Annotated in this window: 19 protein-coding genes; 10 read left to right on the top strand and 9 right to left on the bottom strand. The window is 73.0% G+C overall.

What is annotated here, in order from left to right; genetic code table 11:
* Positions 1-96 precede the first annotated feature (96 nt).
* From ABT084_RS06020 to ABT084_RS06035, 4 genes are all read left to right on the top strand, one after another.
* A complete protein-coding gene (locus tag ABT084_RS06020) occupies positions 97-534 on the top strand; it encodes a MarR family winged helix-turn-helix transcriptional regulator (protein ID WP_351038525.1) in 438 nt (145 codons plus the stop codon).
* Between the two features lie 181 nt (positions 535-715).
* Entirely contained in the window at positions 716-1,888 is a 1,173-nt protein-coding gene (locus tag ABT084_RS06025) for an alpha/beta hydrolase (protein ID WP_351038527.1), read from the top strand.
* 186 nt (positions 1,889-2,074) lie between these two features.
* Positions 2,075-3,259, top strand: a complete 1,185-nt coding sequence (locus tag ABT084_RS06030) for an alpha/beta hydrolase (protein ID WP_502968842.1) — start codon at positions 2,075-2,077, stop codon at positions 3,257-3,259.
* Entirely contained in the window at positions 3,256-4,050 is a 795-nt protein-coding gene (locus ABT084_RS06035; protein WP_351038529.1) for a trypsin-like serine peptidase, read from the top strand. The genes ABT084_RS06030 and ABT084_RS06035 overlap by 4 nt, the downstream gene beginning before the upstream one ends.
* Before the next feature lie 25 nt (positions 4,051-4,075).
* On the opposite strand, the gene ABT084_RS06040 is transcribed toward ABT084_RS06035, so the two are convergent.
* Together ABT084_RS06040 and ABT084_RS06045 are read right to left on the bottom strand one after the other, a co-directional pair.
* On the bottom strand, positions 4,076-4,894 hold the full coding sequence (locus tag ABT084_RS06040) for an isocitrate lyase/PEP mutase family protein (protein WP_351038530.1): 819 nt from the start codon (positions 4,892-4,894) through the stop codon (positions 4,076-4,078).
* 158 nt (positions 4,895-5,052) lie between these two features.
* The gene (locus ABT084_RS06045; RefSeq protein ID WP_351038531.1) at positions 5,053-6,171 is read right to left on the bottom strand and encodes a pyridoxal-phosphate dependent enzyme; all 1,119 of its coding nucleotides are present in this window, start codon (positions 6,169-6,171) and stop codon (positions 5,053-5,055) included.
* 186 nt (positions 6,172-6,357) lie between these two features.
* On the opposite strand from ABT084_RS06045, the gene ABT084_RS06050 reads away from it, so the two are divergent.
* The 6 genes from ABT084_RS06050 (at position 6,358) to ABT084_RS06075 (ending at position 12,827) form a co-directional block, all read left to right on the top strand.
* A complete protein-coding gene (locus ABT084_RS06050; protein ID WP_351038533.1) occupies positions 6,358-7,539 on the top strand; it encodes a DUF4190 domain-containing protein in 1,182 nt (393 codons plus the stop codon).
* A gap of 123 nt (positions 7,540-7,662) precedes the next feature.
* Entirely contained in the window at positions 7,663-8,415 is a 753-nt protein-coding gene (locus ABT084_RS06055; protein ID WP_351038535.1) for a GntR family transcriptional regulator, read from the top strand.
* Positions 8,416-8,694: 279 nt separating this feature from the next.
* Entirely contained in the window at positions 8,695-8,883 is a 189-nt protein-coding gene (locus ABT084_RS06060) for an SPOR domain-containing protein (protein ID WP_351038537.1), read from the top strand.
* 63 nt (positions 8,884-8,946) lie between these two features.
* Entirely contained in the window at positions 8,947-9,354 is a 408-nt protein-coding gene (locus ABT084_RS06065; protein WP_351038539.1) for a (deoxy)nucleoside triphosphate pyrophosphohydrolase, read from the top strand.
* 258 nt (positions 9,355-9,612) lie between these two features.
* Entirely contained in the window at positions 9,613-10,041 is a 429-nt protein-coding gene (locus ABT084_RS06070) for an ATP-binding protein (protein ID WP_351038600.1), read from the top strand.
* A 149-nt stretch (positions 10,042-10,190) separates the two neighbouring features.
* Positions 10,191-12,827 carry a SpoIIE family protein phosphatase gene (locus tag ABT084_RS06075; protein ID WP_502968843.1) on the top strand — a complete coding sequence of 879 codons (2,637 nt, stop codon included), beginning with the start codon at positions 10,191-10,193 and terminating at the stop codon, positions 12,825-12,827.
* 123 nt (positions 12,828-12,950) lie between these two features.
* Here the strand turns inward: ABT084_RS06075 and ABT084_RS06080 are convergent, their stop codons facing one another.
* The 7 genes from ABT084_RS06080 to ABT084_RS06110 form a co-directional block, all read right to left on the bottom strand.
* Positions 12,951-13,676, bottom strand: coding sequence for a PspA/IM30 family protein (locus ABT084_RS06080; RefSeq protein WP_351038541.1), 726 nt, complete (start codon positions 13,674-13,676; stop codon positions 12,951-12,953).
* A gap of 36 nt (positions 13,677-13,712) precedes the next feature.
* Complete coding sequence (locus ABT084_RS06085; protein WP_502968844.1) at positions 13,713-15,824, bottom strand: TPM domain-containing protein; 2,112 nt, start codon at positions 15,822-15,824, stop codon at positions 13,713-13,715.
* A gap of 78 nt (positions 15,825-15,902) precedes the next feature.
* Complete coding sequence (locus ABT084_RS06090; protein ID WP_351038543.1) at positions 15,903-16,145, bottom strand: hypothetical protein; 243 nt, start codon at positions 16,143-16,145, stop codon at positions 15,903-15,905.
* 203 nt (positions 16,146-16,348) lie between these two features.
* The gene (locus ABT084_RS06095) at positions 16,349-17,122 is read right to left on the bottom strand and encodes a succinate dehydrogenase/fumarate reductase iron-sulfur subunit (protein WP_351038544.1); all 774 of its coding nucleotides are present in this window, start codon (positions 17,120-17,122) and stop codon (positions 16,349-16,351) included.
* Positions 17,119-19,044, bottom strand: a complete 1,926-nt coding sequence (locus tag ABT084_RS06100) for a fumarate reductase/succinate dehydrogenase flavoprotein subunit (RefSeq protein ID WP_351038546.1) — start codon at positions 19,042-19,044, stop codon at positions 17,119-17,121. Before ABT084_RS06100 ends, ABT084_RS06095 begins: the two co-directional genes overlap by 4 nt.
* A 1-nt stretch (position 19,045) precedes the next feature.
* On the bottom strand, positions 19,046-19,867 hold the full coding sequence (gene sdhC, locus ABT084_RS06105) for a succinate dehydrogenase subunit SdhC (protein WP_351038548.1): 822 nt from the start codon (positions 19,865-19,867) through the stop codon (positions 19,046-19,048).
* A 218-nt stretch (positions 19,868-20,085) separates the two neighbouring features.
* Positions 20,086-20,307 carry an Rv0250c family protein gene (locus tag ABT084_RS06110; protein WP_351038550.1) on the bottom strand — a complete coding sequence of 74 codons (222 nt, stop codon included), beginning with the start codon at positions 20,305-20,307 and terminating at the stop codon, positions 20,086-20,088.
* Positions 20,308-20,448 lie beyond the last annotated feature (141 nt).

The following is a 20,448-nucleotide window of genomic DNA, read 5'->3' on the forward strand; positions in this document are numbered from 1 at the left end:
GGTGTGGGGCCTTCCGTCTGGCAGAGCAGTATGTGTTGTGTCGGTGTGAACATAGATTAGAGGTCTAATGATTGGCAAGGGTCGTAGGATGCCGTCATGACCTCCATGCCCCCGGACGAGCGCATCGGCTCCCACATCAAGCGGGCCGAGCAGGCGCTGCTCGCGACGAAGCACGCCGTGCTCAAGCCCGCGGGAGTGACGGTTCCGCAGTACTCCGCCCTGCTCTGGCTGTCCGAGAACCCGGGCATCTCCGCCGCGGCGCTCGCGCGGCTGTGCGGGGTCACGCCGCCGACCATGAACACGGTGCTGAAGAACCTCCAGGAGCGCGGGCTGATCGAGCGGAGCCCGCACGAGTGGCACCGCAACGTCCTGGAGACCCGGCTGACCGACGAGGGCCGGGCCGCGGTGGCGGTGGCCGACGCCGCCGCGGTGCGGGTGGAGCGCAAGCTCGCGGCCGAGTTCACCGGGGCGGAGCGGGAGCAGCTGATCGCGCTGCTCGGCCGGTGCGCGGCCCTGCTGGACCAGGAGCGCTGACGGCGGGCCGGTCGCGGGGGGCCGGGCTGTCGACCGGCGGGGCTTCGGCGCTCATTTGGTGAGATGCAGGTCATTCTTTTGCCTGAATTTGAAACCGGCGGCGCGATTCGGCCATCAGGAGAAGAGGGATGCCAGCCGTTCTGTCCAGCGTGGGCAGTCATGACCGTTCGGAGCGAAGTCCGTGCACCAGTACCCGCAGCGCCCGCGGCCCGATGACCAGCCGTACGAGCAGCCGTACGAGCAGCCGTACGGCCAGCCGTACGAGCAGCCGCGCAAGCGGTCCCGGCGCGCGGTGTGGATCGGCGCGGCCCTCGCCGTCGTACTGATCGCGGGCGGCGGCGGCTTCGCGGCCTGGAAGGCGGACTGGTTCTCCGGAAACGGCGACGCGGTGAGCTTCGGCACGACCCCGGCCGCCGCGGACGCCGCCCCCGGGGGCGGCGCGCCCCGGGGTGCCGCGCCCGGCGGCGGTCAGTCGGCGAAGCCCACGGGGGACCCGGACGTGCAGCTGCCGGCCGGCCCGAAGGCGGAGTTCAAGCAGACCGGCAGTCTCGACGACGGCACGAAGATAGCCAAGACCCGGCTGACCGGGGCGAAGTCCGGCTTCACCGGTGACGTGTGGGTGTGGGCGCCGAAGGAGTACGACGACCCGAAGTACGCGAAGAGCGCCTTCCCGGTGCTGATCGCGCTCCCCGGCGGCAACGGCTTCCCGGACAACTACTGGTCCGACCGCAGCCTCGGCCTCCAGAAGGCCATCAGCGACGGCGTCCAGGCGGGCACCAGCCTGCCGTTCGTGGTGGTCATGCCGGTGCTGAACCCGGACGCGAAGAACTACTACGACGGCTCCGACATACCGGGCCAGCCCAAGATGGGCACCTGGATCGCCGATGACGTCCCGGACTTCGCCCGGGCCAACTTCCGGACCTACAAGTCGCGCGACGGCTGGGCCTTCATGGGTTCCTCCTCGGGCGCCTTCGTCGGGCTCAAGCAGGTCCTCCAGCACCCGGACCGGTTCAAGGCCGTCATCGCGAGCGGTGGCGAGATCGTTCCCGATTCCCCGCTGTGGAAGGGGGACGTCAAGCTCATGGACGAGAACAACCCCCGCAAGCTCGCGCAGAAGCTGATCGACTCCAAGGGCCCCGAGGTCTACATCAACTTCCAGCAGGGGACCAAGGAGAAGGACCGGGCCCGGATGGAGAAGTTCCAGTCGGAGTTCGGCAAGGGACCGGTCAAGGTCACCATCCGGGACATCCAGAACGGCGAGCACAACGGCTGGCACTACGTGCGGGGCATGAAGGAAGGCTCGCTGGAGTGGATCAGCAAGGCGATGAAGGGCCCCCAGCCCGCCGAAGGCTGACCTCACGGGCGCGGGCGCAGGCACGGGCATGGGCACGGGCACGGGCGTGGGCGCAGGCACGGACGCACATCACAGACGCCCCAAGCAACCCGAAACGCCGTTCCTCCCTCTCATAGGGGTGTAAGGGGGGCCAAATGGTCCCTGCCCGCCTCCGCCGCGGGCGCCGGAAAGGAACGGGACGCTTCCGTGCAGCAAGACCCCAACCAGCTCGCCCAGCTCAACCAGCCCGCCCAGCGGCAGCCCGACCAGCAGCAGCCCTCCCCGCGCCGTCGGCGCCGCCGTCTGATCGCCGGCGCGCTCGCCCTGGCCCTCACCGCCGGCGGCGGCGCGGCGGCGTACGGCTTCGGCCTCTTCTCCGACATCGGCGGCCCGGTCTCCTTCGGCCGGATCCAGGACAGCGCGGGCGAGGCCACCGACGCGAGCACGGGCGCCGGGGCGGGCGTACGGATGCCCACCGGGCCCAGGGCCGACTTCGCGCGCACCGCCCGGCTCCCCGACGGGACCGAGATCGGCAAGACCACCCTGGCGGGGAAGAAGTCCGGCTTCACCGGTGACGTGTGGGTGTGGGCGCCGAAGGAGTACAACGACCCGCGGTACGAGAAGAGCGCCTTCCCGGTGCTCATCGCCCTGCCCGGCGGCCGCGGCTACCCCACCAACTACTGGGGCACCGGTCCCGGCCTCGGCCTCCAGCAGGCCGTGAGCGACGGGGTGAAGTCGGGCAGGAGCCTGCCCTTCCTCCTGGTCATGCCGGTGATCAACGCCGACACCAAGCACCACTTCGACGGCTCGGACATCCCCGGGGAGCCCCGGATGGGCACCTGGATGGCCGATGACGTGCCGGATTTCGTGAAGGCCAATTTCCGCACCTTCGAGTCCCGTGACGGCTGGGCCTTCATGGGGTCCTCCTCGGGCGGCTTCGGTGCCTTCAAGCACGTCCTGAAGTACCCGGACCGGTTCAAGGCGGTCATCGCCAGCGGCGTCGACATAGTCCCCGATTCCCCGCTGTGGAAGGGGAACGTGGCGGCGATGGACGAGAACAACCCGGAGAAACTGGCCGAGAAGCTGATCAAGGCGGGCGGCCCGGACGTCTACATCAACTTCCAGATCGGCACCAAGGAGAGCGGCCGCGACAAGACCGAGAAGTTCATGCGCGATTACACCAGGGGCCCCGTGCACACCCGCCTCCAGGTGATCCAGGATGGTGAGCACAATGGGAAGTCCTACGTCCGCGGCATGAGGGAGGGTTCGCTGGAGTGGATCAGCAAAGTACTGCTGCCCCCGAGCGCGGCCACAGGCCCGGGGACGAGCACCACGGCGGCTTCCGGACCGACCCCCGCTCCCGCTCCCGTTCCCGCTTCCGCCGCGCGGTGAGCAAGCCGGTGGCGAAGGGCGCGTCGGCCGCGGCCGCGGGGCTCGTGGCGGTCGTCGCCGTCGCGGTCTTCGACTCTCCCGGCGCGGGCAAGCCGGAGGCGATGCCCTTCCCCACTGTCGGCGTGCTCATGGCCAACGGCGAGCACTGGTGCACGGCCAGCGTGGTCGACAGCCCCAAGGGCAATGTCGTCGCCACCGCCGCGCACTGCGTCGCCCCGGCCGGTGAGGACGGCACGCCGGGCGAGGTGGCTCACGACGGCCTCGCGATCGGCGAGCTGTCCTTCGCCCCCGCCTTCTCGGGCGGGGGCAACGGATCACAGCCCCTCGGCCGCTGGAAGGTCAGCGCGATCCATGTGGACGAGCGCTGGACGAAGTGGGGCGACGACACCGCCGACTTCGCCTTCCTGACCATCGAGCCCGAGAAGGGCGGCCGCACCGTCCAGCAGGCCGTGGGCCCCGGCGAGGCCCCGTCCCCCGACTGGGCCTCCGGCTACGAGCGCGACGTCACCGTGGTCGGCTATCCGGACTCGGCGTTCAACCCGAAGAACACGCCCGTCTCCTGCACCACCCAGACCGCGCACGACACCGAAGACCCGAACATGCTCCACATCAGCTGCGCGGGCTTCTGGACGGGCACCAGCGGCAGCCCCTGGATCGCCGACCGGGGCGGCCCCGGCTCGCCCGGCCGCATCATCGGGGTCCTCAGCGGCGGCGACACGGACGTGGACTCCACGGCCGCGCTCTTCGACGGGCGGGCGAGGGCCCTGTACGAGCGGGCCGCGCGCGGCTGACCCGGCGCGGCCCGGCGCTCGCGCGTCAGCCCTTGAACAGGGAGTTCACCTCGCCGTAGGACAGGGACCCGGCGAGCGCGCCGTACGTACCGCCCGCGAGCAGCTCCTCGGTCGCGCGCCGGACCACGGCGTACGCGGCCTCCGCGACCCACGAACCGAGGCTGACCCGGGCCACGCCCAGCCCGCCCAGCTCCGCCACGCTCGGCGCGTCGGGGCCGACCAGGACGTTCAGCGGGGCGTCGATGCCGCGCGCCAGCTCGGTGACGGTCGCCGGGTCGTGGACGCCGGGTACGAAGATCCCGCTGGCCCCGGCCTCCAGATAGGCGGCGGCGCGGCGCAGGGTCTCCTCCAGCCGGGCCGGGCCGGGCTCGCCGAGGCCCATGAGGTAGGTGTCCACGCGGGCGTTGATGTAGAGCGGGACCCCGAGGGCGTCCGCGGCCGCGCGGGCGGCGGCGAGGCGCTCGGCCTGCTCGGCCGGGTCCCGCAAGCCGTCCTCGATGTTGACCCCGACGGCCCCGGCGGCCAGCACCCCGGTGACGGTCTGGCCGACCCCGGCGGCGTCGGCACCGAAACCGCTCTCGATGTCGGCGGTCACCGGCACGTCCACCGCCGCGACCACGCGGGCGATCAGGTCGAGGGCGCGGTCCCGGGCGAGGGAGTCCCCGTCGGGGGAACCGAGGGACCAGGCGACGCCGGCGCTGGTGGTGGCGACCGCCGCCGAACCGGCGGCCTCGACGAGGCGGGCACTGGCGACGTCCCAGGCGTTGGCGAGCGCGAGGGGGGCCGCCGGGGTGTGCAGGGCGTGGAAGGCATGGACGCGGGAGAGGTCAACTGTCTTCGTCATGTGGGCATTTCATCAGAGGGCGGCCGCCCGGGGCTGGCGAGAATCGGACATCTGCGGAGACCGGAGGCATCCCGGGGGAACGACCCCGGCGCACCACCGCCGTCCGCCGTCCGCCGTCCGCCGTCCGCCGCCCGCCGCCCGCCGCCAGGCGTCAGGCGTCAGGGGGCCAGGCCCGTCTTCGCGCCCGCCCCGCACAGGGGGACGACCGCGGAACGCCCCGCGAGGGGGTCGCCCGGGGCGTCCGGGCCGACGGCGGCCCAGCAGGCCACCCCCGTCGGCTCGACGAACAGCCCCCGCGCCGCCAGGTCCCGCTGGGCCGCCCGGATCCGCTCCTCGGACACGGTCAGGAAGGTGCCCCCCGACTCCCGCACCGCCGCCAGGATCTGCCGGGCCCGCGGCGGGGCCGGGATCGCGATCCCCTCGGCCAGCGTCGGCGCGGGCGCCGGGACCGGGCCCGCCGGTTCACGCTCCCCGGCGGCGAACGCCCGCGCCAGCGGAGCCATGGCCGCCGCCTGGACGGCGATCAGCGCGGGCGCCCGTACGCCCGCGCGCGCCAGTTCCCGCGCGGCCAGGGCCGCGCCCAGCAGCAGCGTGCCGTTGCCCACGGGCACCACCAGGACCTCGGGCAGTTCGCCGCCCAGCTCCTCCCACACCTCGTACACGTACGTCTTCGTGCCGTGCAGGAAGTACGGGTTGAAGACGTGGCTCGCGTAGAAGACGCCCGGCTCGTCGGCCGCGGCCCGCGCGGCCCGGGCCGCCGCCTCGCGCCCGCCCGGCACCACCCGTACCAGCGCCCCGTGCGCCCGCATCTGCTCGGTCTTCTTCTCCGAGGTGCCCTCCGGTACGAACACCTCGCAGGCGAGCCCGGCCCGCGCGCAGTAGGCCGCGACCGAGGTCCCCGCGTTGCCGCTGCTGTCCGCCACCACCCGCCGCGGACCCAGCCGCCGCGCCAGCTCGGCGAGCATCACCGCGCCCCGGTCCTTGAACGACAGTGTCGGCATCAGGAAGTCGAGTTTGGCGGAGATCCGCTCCGTCAGCGGGACCAGCGGGGTGCGCCCCTCGCCCAGGGTCACCCCGGGGGCCCCCGGCAGCGGGAGCGCGGGTCCGTAGCGCCACAGCGAGTTCGGCCCCGCGCCGGGGTCCCCGGCCTTGACCGGCTCCGCTGTGAAGTCCAGGTCCCAGGGGCCCGCGCAGACGGGGCAGCACCAGGGAGCGGTGCGGACGTCGGCGCGGGCGCCGTCGTCGGGGCAGACGTAACCGGGCAGGGGGTGCGTCACGCGGGAGTGCCTCCGCTCGTTCGTGGGCTCGTCGGGGTCCGGATCTCCGTGACGGATCGTACGCGGGGAGGGGCGGTGGGTAGGCGTGGTGAGGGCCCGCGGGGGCGATCCGCCCGCTGACGGTTGCTCCTGCGTACTATTCGCGCAGTCGTTCGCACACCCCCGCCTGATGGAGCAGCTCACGCCGTGAGTACCCCGCCACCGCCCCAGCCGCCGCACAACCCGTGGGCCGCCCCGCCGCCGGGGGCCCCGTACGGGTACGGACACCCGGTCGCCCCGGTCCCCGGCGAGGCCGCGCTCAACGGCTTCGCCCTGGCCTCGCTGCTGGTCGGCCTGCTCTGCTTCCCCCCGCTCGGGGTGGTCTTCGCGATCGTGGCCCTGGTCCAGATCGCCACGCGCGGCGAGCGCGGCAAGGCCCTGGCGATCGCCGGGCTCGCGGTGTCCGTGCTGATGTCCGGGGTGCTGGCCCTGGCCGCCGTGGAGCTCGTGGGCCCGGTCGGCGAGCGGCTGGCCCGCGGCGCCGACCGGGGCACCGCCGGTACGGGCGGCGCGTCCCGCGAGGTCGAGGGCGACCCGGCGGACCTGGAGGAGGTCCGGGCCGGGGACTGCTTCAACGTGCCCGGTGCGGACCTGCTCGCCGAGACGCCCCTCGTTTTCAAGGTGGCGTGCACCCGGCCGCACCACGGCGAGATCACCGCGTCCTACCTGGCGGACCCGGGCGGCTTCCCGGGCGACGAGGCGCTTGCCGCGCGGGCCGAGGAGCGGTGCTGGCAGGCGCAGGACACGTACGCGATGGACACATGGGCGCTGCCGGAATTCGCGGAGATGTACTTCTTCGCGCCGACCGAGGAGCAGTGGGGCGACGGGCGCCGCAGCGTGCTGTGCGTGCTCGGCACCACGGAGGGCGAACAGCGGGGGAGCCTGAAGCGGGACGCGGCGATGCTGACGCCCGGGCAGGTCTCCTTCCTGAGCGCGGCGAACCGGCTGGACTCCGCGCTGACGGCGGCGCCCGTGACCGACCTGAAGGGCTCGCTGCCGGCGTACCGCGCCTGGGCGGCCAAGGTGGAACCGGCGATGGAGGCCGAGGCGGCCGCGCTGCGCACGTCCGCGGCGGGGCCTCCGGCCGACGCGCTGCTGAAGGAGGTCGAGGCGGCCGGCAAGGAGTGGCAGGCGGCGGCGCTGGCCCAGCGGCCGGAGGACTTCCGCGCGGCGTGGAGCCGGGCGGTGGACGCGACGTCGGTCGAGACGGAGCGGAAGCTGCGCGGGGCGCTGGGGCTGGCGACGAAGGTGCCGTCGTGGCTGGAGGATTCGGACGGCTCGGACACGGGCTGGCTCGACGGCGAGGGCGCCCACTCCCAGTCGGTGTAACGCAGGGTAACCAGTTTCGGTGACCTGCCTTCATCACTTCGAGTGAAACTTTGGCCTTTGCTTGCGGTGTACAACCGTGGGTTGCCAGGCTGTAGCTGTCTGTCAACCTGATGGGAGTGGCTAGTGACTTTCGGTGAGCAGCCGGCCTATCTTCGCGTCGCCGGTGACCTGCGACGGAAGATCGTCGATGGGTCCCTGCCCCCGCATGCGCGGCTTCCCTCGCAGGCACGGATCCGCGAGGAGTACGGAGTCTCCGACACGGTCGCCCTGGAGGCCCGCAAGGTCCTGATGGCGGAGGGGCTGGTCGAGGGCCGCTCCGGTTCGGGGACGTACGTCCGGGAGCAGCCGGTGCCGCGCCGGGTGGCCCGGGCCGGGTACCGCACCTCCGGGGCCTCCACCCCGTTCCGGCAGGAGCAGGCGGACACGGGCAGCCGCGGCACCTGGGAGTCCAGCAGCGAGCAGACGCAAGCCCCGGCGGAGGTCGCCGAGCGGCTGGGCATCGAGCCCGGTGACCGGGTGATGCGCACGCGGTACGTGTTCCGCGACGCGGGCGAGGTGATGATGCTCTCCACCTCCTGGGAGCCCCTGGCCGTGACCGGCCGGACGCCGGTGATGCTTCCGGAGGAGGGCCCGCTGGGCGGGAGCGGTGTGGTGGACCGGATGGCCGCCATCGACGTCGTCGTGGACAACGTGGTGGAGGAGGTCGGCGCCCGCCCGGGTCTGGCGGAGGAGATCCTCGCGCTGGGCGGAGTGCCGGGGCACGTGGTGCTGGTGATCGGGCGGACGTACTTCGCCTCCGGGCGGGCCGTGGAAACGGCGGACGTGGTGGTCCCCGCCGACCGCTACCGCCTGGCCTACCACCTGCCGGTCCGCTAGGCCGGTCCGCTGGGCCGGTCCGCTGGGCCGTTTCGGGACCGGGCCGCCGGGTCCGGTCCGTCACGGCTCTTCTTGGGCGCACGCCCTTCCCGGCGCTGCCGACGGTGCGCCGGTTCTGAACCGGCGTGCGCGGCCCAGTCGTACGCATGGCCGGATGAGTACGCCTGCGAGGTACCTCTTCGTGAAAAACCGTATCCGCTGAGTAAAGGTCGGGCGTAAGCTCGGGCATATGCGTAATGCGGTTTCCTGGGCGGGTACGTCGGCGGAGGGTGAAGCGCGATGAGCGACAGCGGTGCCCTGCTCCCGTGGCTGGTCATACGGCAGGACGACAACGGCAACCGCTACCGCGTGGGCCGTTACCCCACGCGTGCCGAGGCCCAGAAGGTCGTCGACAGCCTCGACGACCGCGGGCACAAGCAGCTCTACTGGGTCGAGCGGATCGGGCAGGGCGCCACCAGCCTCAACTGACGCTGCGCCCGCCCCGGCCCGCGGCCCGTCGGGGTGAACAGCGGCGTGACATAGGCTCCGTACATGACTGAACGCGTGGTCGTGGGCGGAGCCCTTTGTCATGACGGGCGCCTGCTGGCCGCCCGGCGCAGCGCGCCGCCCGAGCTGGCCGGCCGCTGGGAACTGCCGGGCGGGAAAGCCGAACCGGGTGAGACCGTCCCCGAGGCCCTCGTGCGCGAGCTGCGTGAAGAGCTGGGCGTGGAGAGCGAGGCCCTGGAGCGGATCCCGGGCGAATGGCCCCTGAAACCCGGTCTGGTGCTGCACGTGTGGACCGCGCGGCTGCTGTCCGGCGAGCCCGCTCCGCTGGAGGATCACGACGAACTGCGCTGGCTCGGCCCGGACGAGCTGGACTCGGTGGACTGGCTCGACCAGGACCGCCCGGCGGTCGCCGAAGCCGGCCGGCGGCTGCGCGCCGCGGTCGGGAGCGCGTAGGTCCACCCCGCTCAAGGGCGCGCGACCCGCCGCCGGGGGCAAGAGCGCACGGGCGGGGCGTGGTGGCGGGCGCCGGATCGGCCGTGGGGCGCGGGGGCGCGTACGGCTCACGCTGTAGGCCAGGTGCACCACAGTGCGCCGGTGCCTGGGGGGTCGGATGGTACGACGCCGCGAATATCGGGTATGTCGCTATTAGTCCCTATCTCGTCCCTCCTCGTCGCTGACGAACCGGACTGGGGTCCGCTGCTGGCCCGGGAAGTGATCGGCGTGATCGACACAGACGGTGAATGTGCCGAATGGGATTTCCCTGCCGAGCCCGGCGCCGTCCGCACCGCCCGTCACGCCGTGCGCGGCAAGCTCCGCGCCTGGGGCCTGGAGTCCGTCGGAGACGTGACCGTCCTGCTGGTCAGCGAGCTGGTGACGAACTCCCTCCGGTACGCTTCGGGCCCTATCGGAGTCCGATTGGTACGGCGCGATCTCGCCAGTGAGAATCCCGGAACGGGTCCGGCACTTCTCGTGGAGGTATCCGATCCGCTTCCGGATCCGCCGCGGGAACGGGTCGCCGCCCCCGATGACGAGGGTGGTCGGGGCCTGCACCTGGTGGCGGTCTCGGCGCAGCGGTGGGGGACCCGCCACGGGAAGTCGGGCAAGACAGTGTGGTTCGAATTGGCCCTACCTGGTGAGTAACAAGGTGAAGGGTCTCTGACGATCACATGACGTGGCTCGAAACGAACGAGACCGTGCTGTGATCGTGAACGCCGTGCCGAGTCTGCCCGTGGTGCTGAATACTGCGGACATGGCCGGTCCGGTTGCGGTGAGCTGGAGGGGACGGTCGCGTGAGCGAAATACCTGCGCAGGCACATCAGGCCCATGTGTCCGGGGAGGCATGGCACGACTCCCTGTGGCACAGCAGCCCGCCTGGCTCGATATATGACTACATAAAGGTCGCATCCTTCTCGATCGGGCCCGACGGCCTCATCGACCAGTGGAGTCTGCGCGCCGAGGAACTCTTCGGGCTGACCGCCGCCGAAGCGGTGGGGCGCGATCCGGTCGATGCCTTCATGCCTCCGGAACTGCGCGCGGGCGCGCACCGCCGGGTCGCCGAGATCCTCGACGGCAAGGAGTGGACCGGCCTGATTCCCTTCCGCATCCCCGACGGCGACGGTGAACACGGCGTGGCCGAGATCTATGTGATGCCCACCGAGACCGAGGCCGCCGAGCGGGCCGCGCTGTGCGTCGTGGTCGACGTCCGCGCGCTGCGCCGGATCGAATCCGATCTGGCGGCCTCGCAGGCGATATTCGGTCAATCTCCCTTCGGTTTCCTGCTCTTTGGTACGGACCTCACCGTGCAGCGCGCCAACCGCCGTTTCGCCACCGTCTTCGGCGGCGGCGTCGACGAGCACCGCGGTCGCACCGTCCACGACTACCTGCCCCCGCACGAGGCCGACCGGATGGCCGACGCCCTGCGCCGCGTCCTGGAAACCGGCGAATCGGTCACCGACCTGCGCATCACCGGCGCCGCTCCCGGCAGCCGGGACAACCGCCACTGGTCCATCAACCTCTACCGCGTGCACGGCGGCACCGGGCAGCCCATCGGGGTCGCGGGCCTCGGCACCGACGTCACCCGGCGCCACCTCGCCGCCCGCGAGGCCGCGGGCGTACGCCGCAACCTCGCCCTCCTCAACGAAGCGGGCCACCGGATCGGGAACTCCCTCGACCTGGAGACCACCGCCCGCGAGCTCCTCGACGTCACCGTCCCGGGCTTCTGCGACCTGGCCGCCGTCGACCTCTACCAGGGGCTCCTGCTCGGCGACGACGACCGCGACCGCCCCGCGCGGCCGCACGGTCCCGGGGTCCCCTCGCTCCCCGGCGGCGGGCCCGGGCGCGCGCCCTCGGCCCCGCTGCGCCGGGTCGCCTTCGCCTCCGCCGTCTCCGACGCCCCGCTGTCGGGGCCCGGCCCCGGCGCGCTGGTCGCCGTGGGGGAGGTGCACCGCTATCCGCCCGGCTCGCCGGGCACCCTGGCCCTGCGCACCGCCCGGCCGCGGCTGCTGGAGGGGGGCGGGCCCGAGGACCTGATCCAGTCCACCCTCGTCGTCCCGCTCGTCGCCCACGACACGGTGGTCGGCCTGGCCCAGTTCTCCCGTACGAAGGGCAGCGAGCCCTTCGGCGAGCGCGACCGGGCCGTCGCCGTCGAACTCGCCGCGCGGGCCGCCGTGTGCATCGACAACGCGCGGCTCTACCGGCGCGAACACGAACGCGCGCTGATACTCCAGCGCAGCCTGCTGCCCCCCGGCGACCCGGCCGCGGCGGGCCTCGACATCGCCTGCCGCTACCTGCCCGGCAACGCGGCGACCGAGGTCGGCGGCGACTGGTTCGACGTCATCGAGCTGCCCGGCCACCGCACCGCGCTCGTCGTCGGCGATGTGATGGGCCGCGGGCTGCGGGCGGCCGTCGCGATGGGCGAACTGCGCACCGCGGTACGGACCCTGGCCCTGCTCGACCTGGAACCGGCGGAGGTGCTCACGGCCCTGGACGAGGTCGCCCGGGGCCTCGGCACGCCCGGCGGCTCGCAGCAGGCCTCGCGGGCGGCGCTGCAGTCCCGGGACGCCGACCTGTCCGAGGTCTACCTCGCGACCTGTGTCTACGCCGTCTACGACCCGGTGACCCGGCGCTGCACCATCGCCAACGCGGGCCACATGCCGCCCGTGCTGGTCGAGCCCGCCGAGCCGGGGGGTCCGCCGCGGCCCGCGCTGCTGCTGGAGGTGCCGCCCGGCATGCCGCTCGGGGTCGGCGGCGAACCCTTCGAGGAGGTCGAGGTCGAGCTCCCCGAGGGGGCGCTGCTCGCGCTGTACACCGACGGCCTCGTCGAATCCCGCGATCACCCGCTGGAGGAGGGCCTGCGCGGGCTCCGGGACGCGCTGGCGGATCCGGTCCGGCCGCTGGAGGACGTCTGCGACCACGTCCTGGCCACGCTGCACACCCGGCACGGCGAGGACGACATCGCGCTGCTGATGGCGCGGGTCCAGGGCCTGCCGATCGATGCCGTGGGCGACTGGCAACTGCCGCGCGAGGCCCGCTCGGTGGGGCGGGCGCGGGAGCTGGCCCGGGCCAAGCTGCCGGCGTGGGGCCTGGAGGGTCTGCTCGACACGACCGAACTGCTGGTCAGCGAGCTCGTGACGAACGCCCTGCGGTACGGGGAGGGCGAGATCAGGCTGCGGCTGCTGCTGGACCGGACGCTGGTGTGCGAGGTCTGGGACGCGAACCTGGTGCAGCCGCGGCGGCGGCGGGCGCGGGACACGGACGAGGGGGGCCGGGGGCTGCAGCTCGTCGGGCTGCTGAGCGCCGGGTGGGGGACGCGGCGGACGCACCGGGGGAAGACGGTGTGGTTCGAGCTGCCGTTGCCGATGGCGGGGGTGGTGGGGGAAGGGGTCACCGAGCTGTCGGCGGAGCAACTGCTGAGCATGTACGGCTAGTTCCGGCGTACGACTAGTTCCGGCGGCGGGCAGCGCCCCCATGCGGCCCGCCCTCCCGGGGCTCCGCCCCGGACCCCGCGCCTCGATCGCCGACGGGGCTGGAAAGGCCGCCGCCCGTCGGGGCTACGGTTTGCCCGACTTCAGGGCGGCCAGGCGGGCTTCGATTTCCGTGGACTTGTCCAGGTCGTCCAGGGCCTCGAACTGGGCGTCCAGTGTGGAGGCGGCCAGCTCCTGCTTGCCCAGGGCCATCGCCTCCTCGCGGCGGACCTTGTCCTCGAAGCGGTTCAAGTCGCTCGTCGGGTCCATCAGGTCGATGTTCTTCACCGCGTCCATCATCGTGTTCTGCGCCTGCGCCGTCTTCGCCCGCGCCACCAGCTCGTCCCGCTTGGCCTCCAGCTCCGTCAGCTTCGTCTTCATCGACGTCAGACCGGCCTTGAGCTTGTCCACGACCTCCGTCTGGGAGGCGATCACCGGCTCCGCCGTCTTCGCCTCCTTCTCCGACTGCATCTGGCGGCCCAGCGCGACCTTCGCCAGGTTGTCGAACTTGTCGGCGTCCGCAACCGTTCCCGCCGTCCCCGCCGCCCGCAGTTCGTCGGCCTTCCGGCTCGCCGCGAGCGCCTTGCCGCCCCACTCGGCGGCCGCGTCCACGTCCTCCGCGTGGTCCGCCTCCAGCATCCGCAGGTTGCCGATCGTGGTGGCGACCGCCTGTTCCGCCTCGGAGATGTTGTTGGAGTAGTCCCGGATCAGCTGGTCCAGCATCTTCTGCGGGTCTTCCGCCTGGTCCAGCAGCGCGTTGATGTTCGCCTTCGCGAGCTGGGTGACGCGGCCGAGGATGGTCTGCTTGCTCATGGGTGTCCGCTCCTTGTGGGGAAGGTGAAGTCAGCGTCAGAAACGGCCGCCGCCGCCCATGCGGCCCCGGGTGCCCCCGCCGCCGAAGGAACCCGGCCCGCGGCCGCCCCCGCCGCCCCCGCCGCCCCCGCCGAACCCCCCGCGGCCGCCGCCGCCCAGGATGTCGCCGAGGATGATCCCGCCGAGCACCGCGCCGCCCATGCCGCCCCGCTGCGAGCGGCTGCCGCCGTACGGGTCCTGGTACGCCCGGACGTCCGCCTCCGCCAGCTGCTGCGCCTGCCGCGCGAGGGAGTCCGCCTGCTGGGCCTCCGCCAGCGCGGCCGCCGGGTCCGAGCCCGTCAGCGACACCGACCGCTCCAGGTGCCGCTGCGCCTCCGCCAGCCGGGTGCGGGCCTGGCTGCCGACGGCCCCGCGGCTGGTGGTGACGTAATCCGTGGCCGCGCCGATCGCGCTGCGCGCCGACAACAGGGCCTGGTCCAGCAGGGCCGCGGCCCGCCGGCCGCCCGTTTCGCGCTCCCGGGCACCGGCCAGCGCCTCGTCCAGCGCCGTGTCGGCCTCCTCGATCCGGCGCAGGGCGTCGATCGGGTCGTACCGGCCCGCGCCCTGCTCCGCCCGTACGTCGGCCAGTACGGACTCCGCCCGCCCGATCCGGCCCCGCAGGTCCGCCGTGGAGACCTCCGCTGCGGTCCCCGTCAGCAGGCCGCGCGCGTCCGCGAGGTCGCTCTCCGTCTCGTTCAGGGCGCCGGTCAGCTTGCCCGCCGCCTCCGCCAGCTCCTGCGCGCGCCGCTCCACCGCGTCCACCAGGGTGGCCGCCTGGTCGACGGCGCCCTCGGCCGCCCGCACGTGCACGGCCGCCTTGCCGTTGTCCCCGCCGTCGATCGCCGCGCGCGCCTCGCCGAGGCTCCCGGTCGCGAACAGCAGCCGGTCCTTGGCCTGTTCGGCGTTGGAGGCCACGGGGGCGGACGCGGAGTCGGCGTACCGCCGGGCCAGGGCGGTCAAGGTGGCCTCCGCCGTCGAGGTCCGGCCGGTCAGCGCGCGGAAGTGCGCCTGTACGGTCTCCAGCGCCTGCGGGGCGTTCTTCTCCAGGGCGCGCAGCTTGTCGAAATCGGCCGATTCGGCGTCGAGGCGCCGACTGGCCTCCGTGCAGCGCGCCACGATCTCGTCCAGCATCCGGCGCCGGGTCGCGTCGTCCTCGGGATAGGCGTCGTCGAGCTGCTGGCGCAAGCGGAAGGCGTGCGTCAGCCCGTCCTTGGCGTAGGCCACGGCCTCGGTGAAGGCGCCCACCGCCGCCTCGCCGAACTGGGCCGAGGCGAAACCGAGTTCCTCGGTGCTGGTGCGGACCGCGTCGTCGGTCTCCACCAGCAGCGCCTTGGCCTTGGCGTCGAGTTCGGCGAGCGGGAGCCGGGGTGGCCCCTGCTCGCCCCAGCCCGAGCGGGCCGTCGTACCGCGGTCGGGCGCGCCCTTGCGCCTGCGGCGGCTGTACGCGTACGCGCCGAGCGCGCCCGCTGCGCCCACCGCGACCACGGGGAGCACGAAGTCGCCCGCCCCGTTCTCGCCGCCCGCCCCCTTCCCGCCGGGATCCGCCACGCCCGGGGTGATCGCGGGCACCGGTACCGGACGCCCGCCGAGCACGGCGTCGTAACCACGGGCCGCGCCGATCGCCGCGCCCGCCCAGTCGTTCTCCTTCAGGGCGGGCTCGATGGCGGTCCGGGCCACGTCGGCGAGCTGCTCCTTGGTGAAGCCGGAGTCGACGTCGGCCGAATAGGCGTACTGCCGGTCCCCGGTCGCGACGGCGAGCAGGACGTCGTCCTGCCCGAGACCGCTGCGCTGCGCGGTCGCGTCGGCCCAGCTCTGGGCGGAGCGGCCGGAGAAGTCGCGTACGTACGCCACGAACAGCTGGATCCGCCGGTCGGCGTACAGCGTGTCGAGCGCGGCCGCCACGGCGGGCGCGCGGTCGCCCAGGGCGCCCACCCGGTCGGTGATCTGGCCCTGCTTCGACAGCGTGACCGGATCGTCGGCCCGGGCGGCGGGGGCCACGGCCGCGCCCCCGCCGCCGAGCGCGAGCAGCGCGGCGGCCAGGGCGAGCGCGGCCCGCAGGGCTATCCGGGAGCGGGTGCGGCTCTTGGTCCTGCTGGTCGGCGGGATCACATCTGGGAGGCTATGGGTGGTGACGCGCTCCCGCACCCCGAGCGCTCCCGCACCCCGAGCGCCGCGGGCCGGCTCCGCTCAGGGCAGGGCGTACGCCGCCAGCTCCGGCCGGGACAGGACGAGCTGCTCGCCGACCGGCAGGACGTCCGAGCCGGCGAGTACGGGGTCCGCCCACTGGCGGAGCGTTTTGCCCGTCTCCGGATCCAGCACGGCGACGAACGGGTCCGCCTCGCGGCCCAGCGGCCCCCGGCGGCCCCCGCGGGAGGCGTGCACGTACAGCGCGAACGGCCCCCGCATGCGCAGCAGCCGGAGCACGCACACCGTGCCCTCCCGCCGGACCGTGCTCCAGGGCGCGTACGTGCGTGCCGTCCAGCAGGTACACCGGCGGGACCACGGGCGGGCGCTCGAAAGCCTCCAAGCCGCGCGGCTGCGTTCCCCTACCCGCACCGCGATGCCCCCTGACTGCACGTCACTGACGTGGTTCAGGGGGCATTGTCCACGGCGCGGTGGAAGGTCGGGGGTCGTTACGGGGTCGAACGCCTGCCGATCTTCGAGCCCAGCCACACCAGCGGGTCGTACTTGCGGTCCACCGCCCGCTCCTTCAGCGGGATCAGCGCGTTGTCAGTGATCTTGATCCCCTCGGGGCAGACCTCCGAGCAGCACTTGGTGATGTTGCAGAAGCCCAGCCCGTGCTCCTCCTGGGCCGTCCGCTTGCGGTCCAGCCCCTGCTCGGCGGCCGCGTCCAGCGGGTGCATGTCCAGCTCCGCCACCCGCATCAGGAACCGCGGCCCCGCGAAGGCGGCCTTGTTCTCCTCGTGGTCGCGCACCACGTGACAGGTGTCCTGGCACAGGAAGTACTCGATGCACTTGCGGAACTCCTGCGACCGCTCCACGTCCACCTGCTGCATCCGGTACTCGCCCGGCGCCACCCCCTCCGGCGGTACGAAGGCCGGGACCTCCCGCGCCTTGGCGTAGTTGAAGGACACGTCCGTCACCAGGTCGCGGACCACCGGGAAGGCCCGCAGCGGGGTCACCGTGATCGTCTCCTCGCGGGAGAACGTCGACATGCGCGTCATGCACATCAGCCGCGGCCGTCCGTTGACCTCCGCGCTGCACGAACCGCACTTGCCCGCCTTGCAGTTCCAGCGGACCGCGAGGTCGGAGGCCTGGGTGGCCTGGAGCCGGTGGATGATGTCGAGGACCACCTCGCCGTCGTTCACCTCGACGGTGAAGTCCCGCAGTTCGCCGCCCTCGGCGTCGCCCCGCCAGATCCGGAAACCGGCGTCGTAGCTACTCACTCGTAGAGCTCCTCTTCGGCGAGGTACTTGACCAGCTCTTCCTTCTCGAAGAGCGCGAGCAGGTCCGGGCGGATGGGTTCGGTCCGGGTGCGTTCCAGGGCGATCCGGTCGGCCGCCGGGTCGACCGCCGGGTCGGCGGGGCCCGCCGGATCCACGGCCACCGGGCGGCACAGCAGGTTCACCGGGCGCCACGCCCGCTCCATGGCCGGGCAGTCCTCCCGGGTGTGCCCGCCGCGGCTCTCGGTGCGCTCCAGCGCGGCGCGGGCCACGCATTCGCTGACCAGCAGCATGTTGCGCAGGTCCAGGGCCAGGTGCCAGCCCGGGTTGAACTGCCGGTGCCCCTCGACCCCGGCGCGGGCCGCCCGGACGCGCAGCCCCGCCAGCCGCTCCAGCGCCTCGGCCATCTCGCCCGCGCGCCGGATGATGCCGACCAGGTCGTTCATCGTCTGCTGGAGCTCCTGGTGGAGGGTGTACGGGTTCTCCGCGCCCTCCTCCGCGTGGAAGGGGGCCAGCGCCTCCGCGGCCGCCGCGTCGACCTCGCGCTGTGCGACGGCGGGCAGGGCCGCGCCGAGGCCGGCGGCGTACTCCGCGGCGTGCAGGCCCGCCCGGCGGCCGAAGACCAGCAGGTCGGACAGGGAGTTCCCGCCGAGCCGGTTCGAGCCGTGCATCCCGCCCGCGACCTCGCCGGCCGCGAAGAGCCCGGGCACCCCGAGGGTGGCCGCGGTGTCCGACTCGACCGCGATCCCGCCCATCACGTAGTGGCAGGTCGGGCCGACCTCCATCGGCTCCGCGGTGATGTCCACGTCCGCCAGCTCCTTGAACTGGTGGTACATCGACGGCAGCCGCCGCCGGATCCGCTCCGCGGGCATCCGGGTGGACACGTCCAGGAAGACGCCGCCGTGCGGGGAGCCGCGGCCCGCCTTGACCTCGGAGTTGATCGCGCGGGCCACCTCGTCGCGGGGGAGCAGCTCGGGAGGGCGCCGGTTGTGGTCCGGGTCCTCGTACCAGCGGTCGCCCTCCTCCTCCGACTCGGCGTACTTCTCCTTGAAGACGTCAGGGACGTAGTCGAACATGAACCGCTTGCCCTCGCTGTTGCGCAGCACCCCGCCGTCACCGCGCACCGACTCGGTGACGAGGATGCCCTTGACCGAGGGCGGCCAGACCATGCCGGTCGGGTGGAACTGCACGAACTCCATGTTCAGCAGCGGCGCCCCGGCGAGCAGGGCCAGCGCATGGCCGTCGCCGGTGTACTCCCAGGAGTTCGAGGTGGTCTTGAAGGACTTGCCGATCCCGCCCGTGGCCAGCACCACCGCGGGCGCCTCCAGGACGAAGAAGCGGCCGGACTCGCGCTCGTAGCAGAAGGTGCCGCTGACGCGGGCGCCCTCCTTGAGGACCCGCGTGACCGTGCACTCCTGGAAGATCTTGAGCCGGGCCTCGTGGTCCCCGTGCTCCTTGAAGTCCTCCTGCTGGAGCTGGACGATCTTCTGCTGGAGGGTCCGGATCAGCTCCAGGCCGGTCCGGTCGCCCACGTGCGCCAGGCGCGGGTACTCGTGGCCGCCGAAATTGCGCTGGGAGATCCTCCCGTCGGGCGTCCGGTCGAAGAGCGCTCCCCAGGTCTCCAGCTCCCAGACCCGGTCCGGCGCCTCCTTGGCGTGCAGCTCCGCCATCCGCCACTGGTTCAGGAACTTCCCCCCGCGCATCGTGTCGCGGAAGTGGACCTTCCAGTTGTCGCCCTCGTTGACGTTGCCCATGGACGCCGCGATGCCGCCCTCGGCCATGACCGTGTGGGCCTTGCCGAAGAGGGACTTGCAGATCACGGCGGTACGGGCGCCCCGCTCGCGGGCCTCGATCGCGGCCCGCAGCCCGGCGCCGCCCGCGCCGACCACGACCACGTCCCACTGCTGCCGGTCGACTTGCGCCATGTCAGAAGATCCTCGGGTCGTCGAAAGCACCGCCGGCCAGCAGGTACACGTAGAAGTCGCAGAGCGCGACGCTGATCAGGGAGGCCCAGGCCAGCTGCATGTGGCGGGCGTTGAGCCGGCTCACCCAGCCCCACAGCCGGTAGCGCACCGGGTGCTTGGAGAAGTGCTTGAGCTTGCCGCCCATGATGTGGCGGCAGGAGTGGCAGGACAGCGTGTAGGCCCAGATCAGCGCGATGTTGGCGAGGAACAGCAGCGAGCCGAGGCCCATGTGGCCCCACGCGTAGTGCTCGTCGCGGAAGGTCAGCACGGTGTCGTAGGTGAGGATGCCCGCGACCGGCACCGCCGCGTAGAAGAAGTAGCGGTGCATGTTCTGGAAGACCAGCGGGAAGCGGGTCTCGCCGGAATACGTCGCGTGCGGCTCGGCGACCGCGCAGGCCGGGGGCGAGGCCCAGAAGCCCCGGTAGTAGGCCTTGCGGTAGTAGTAGCAGGTGAGCCGGAAGCCCAGCGGGAAGATCAGGACCAGCAGGGCGGGGGAGAGGCCCCACCAGCTGCCGAACAGGTCCCAGTTGGGGCCGCCGCGCATCTCCCGGCAGTTCTCCGCGAGGCACGGGGAGTAGAAGGGGGAGACGTAGGGGGCGGCGTAGTAGTCGGCGTTGGAGAAGGCCCGCCAGGTCGAGTAGACGATGAAGGCGAGCAGTCCGGCCGCGGTGCCGGCGGGGGCCAGCCACCACCGGTCGGTGCGCAGGTGCCGGGCGGCGATCGCGGCGCGGGAGGCGCCGTGCACGCCGGTCAGGGGTCGGGGTGGTTCCGTGCCTGTGGCCAAAGGGGACTCCGGGAGGAGTGGAGGGGTGGCCCAGGAGGCCCGGCCGCCGGGCTGGCGGCGGGGCCTGATGGGGGTGCCGGGCGAACCGGCCGTGACGTGCCGATGCGTGCCGATGCGTGCCGTGCTGTGCGACGCCCAGGCCGCCGCGGGCGCCGTACCGCGCGCCGCGGGCCGGGCCGGGCCGATCCCGGCTGGGCCGGACGGCCCGGCCCGCGGGCTCAGGGCGCCCGGCGGTCGCGGGCCCCGAGGCCCTCGTCGTCGGAGTCCGTCCACAGCGTGCTGTCGTACGGGGTGTCCGGGACGAAGACGGTCCCGTCCCCGCCCGGCGGTTTCGGGGCCGCGCGCTCCTGGCGCGCGACGTCCCGCTCCAGCCGCTCGACCGAGCGGACCAGCTCGTTCAGATTGCGTCGTACGGCGGTCAAATCGTCCTGCAGGGACATGACTTGCCCTCACTTCCGCAGGTTGCGGTGGCAACGCTCATGTGCGCCAGCGAGTGTCGCGCCTGAGGACGCCGGTTGTGAAGGGACGTGACGGGATTGCGGGCGCGCAGGCTGGAACCGTGCGCCCCCGCCGCACCGCCC

Source organism: Streptomyces sp. NPDC002138 (genome assembly GCF_040296485.1).
In the GTDB taxonomy this organism is placed as follows: domain Bacteria; phylum Actinomycetota; class Actinomycetes; order Streptomycetales; family Streptomycetaceae; genus Streptomyces.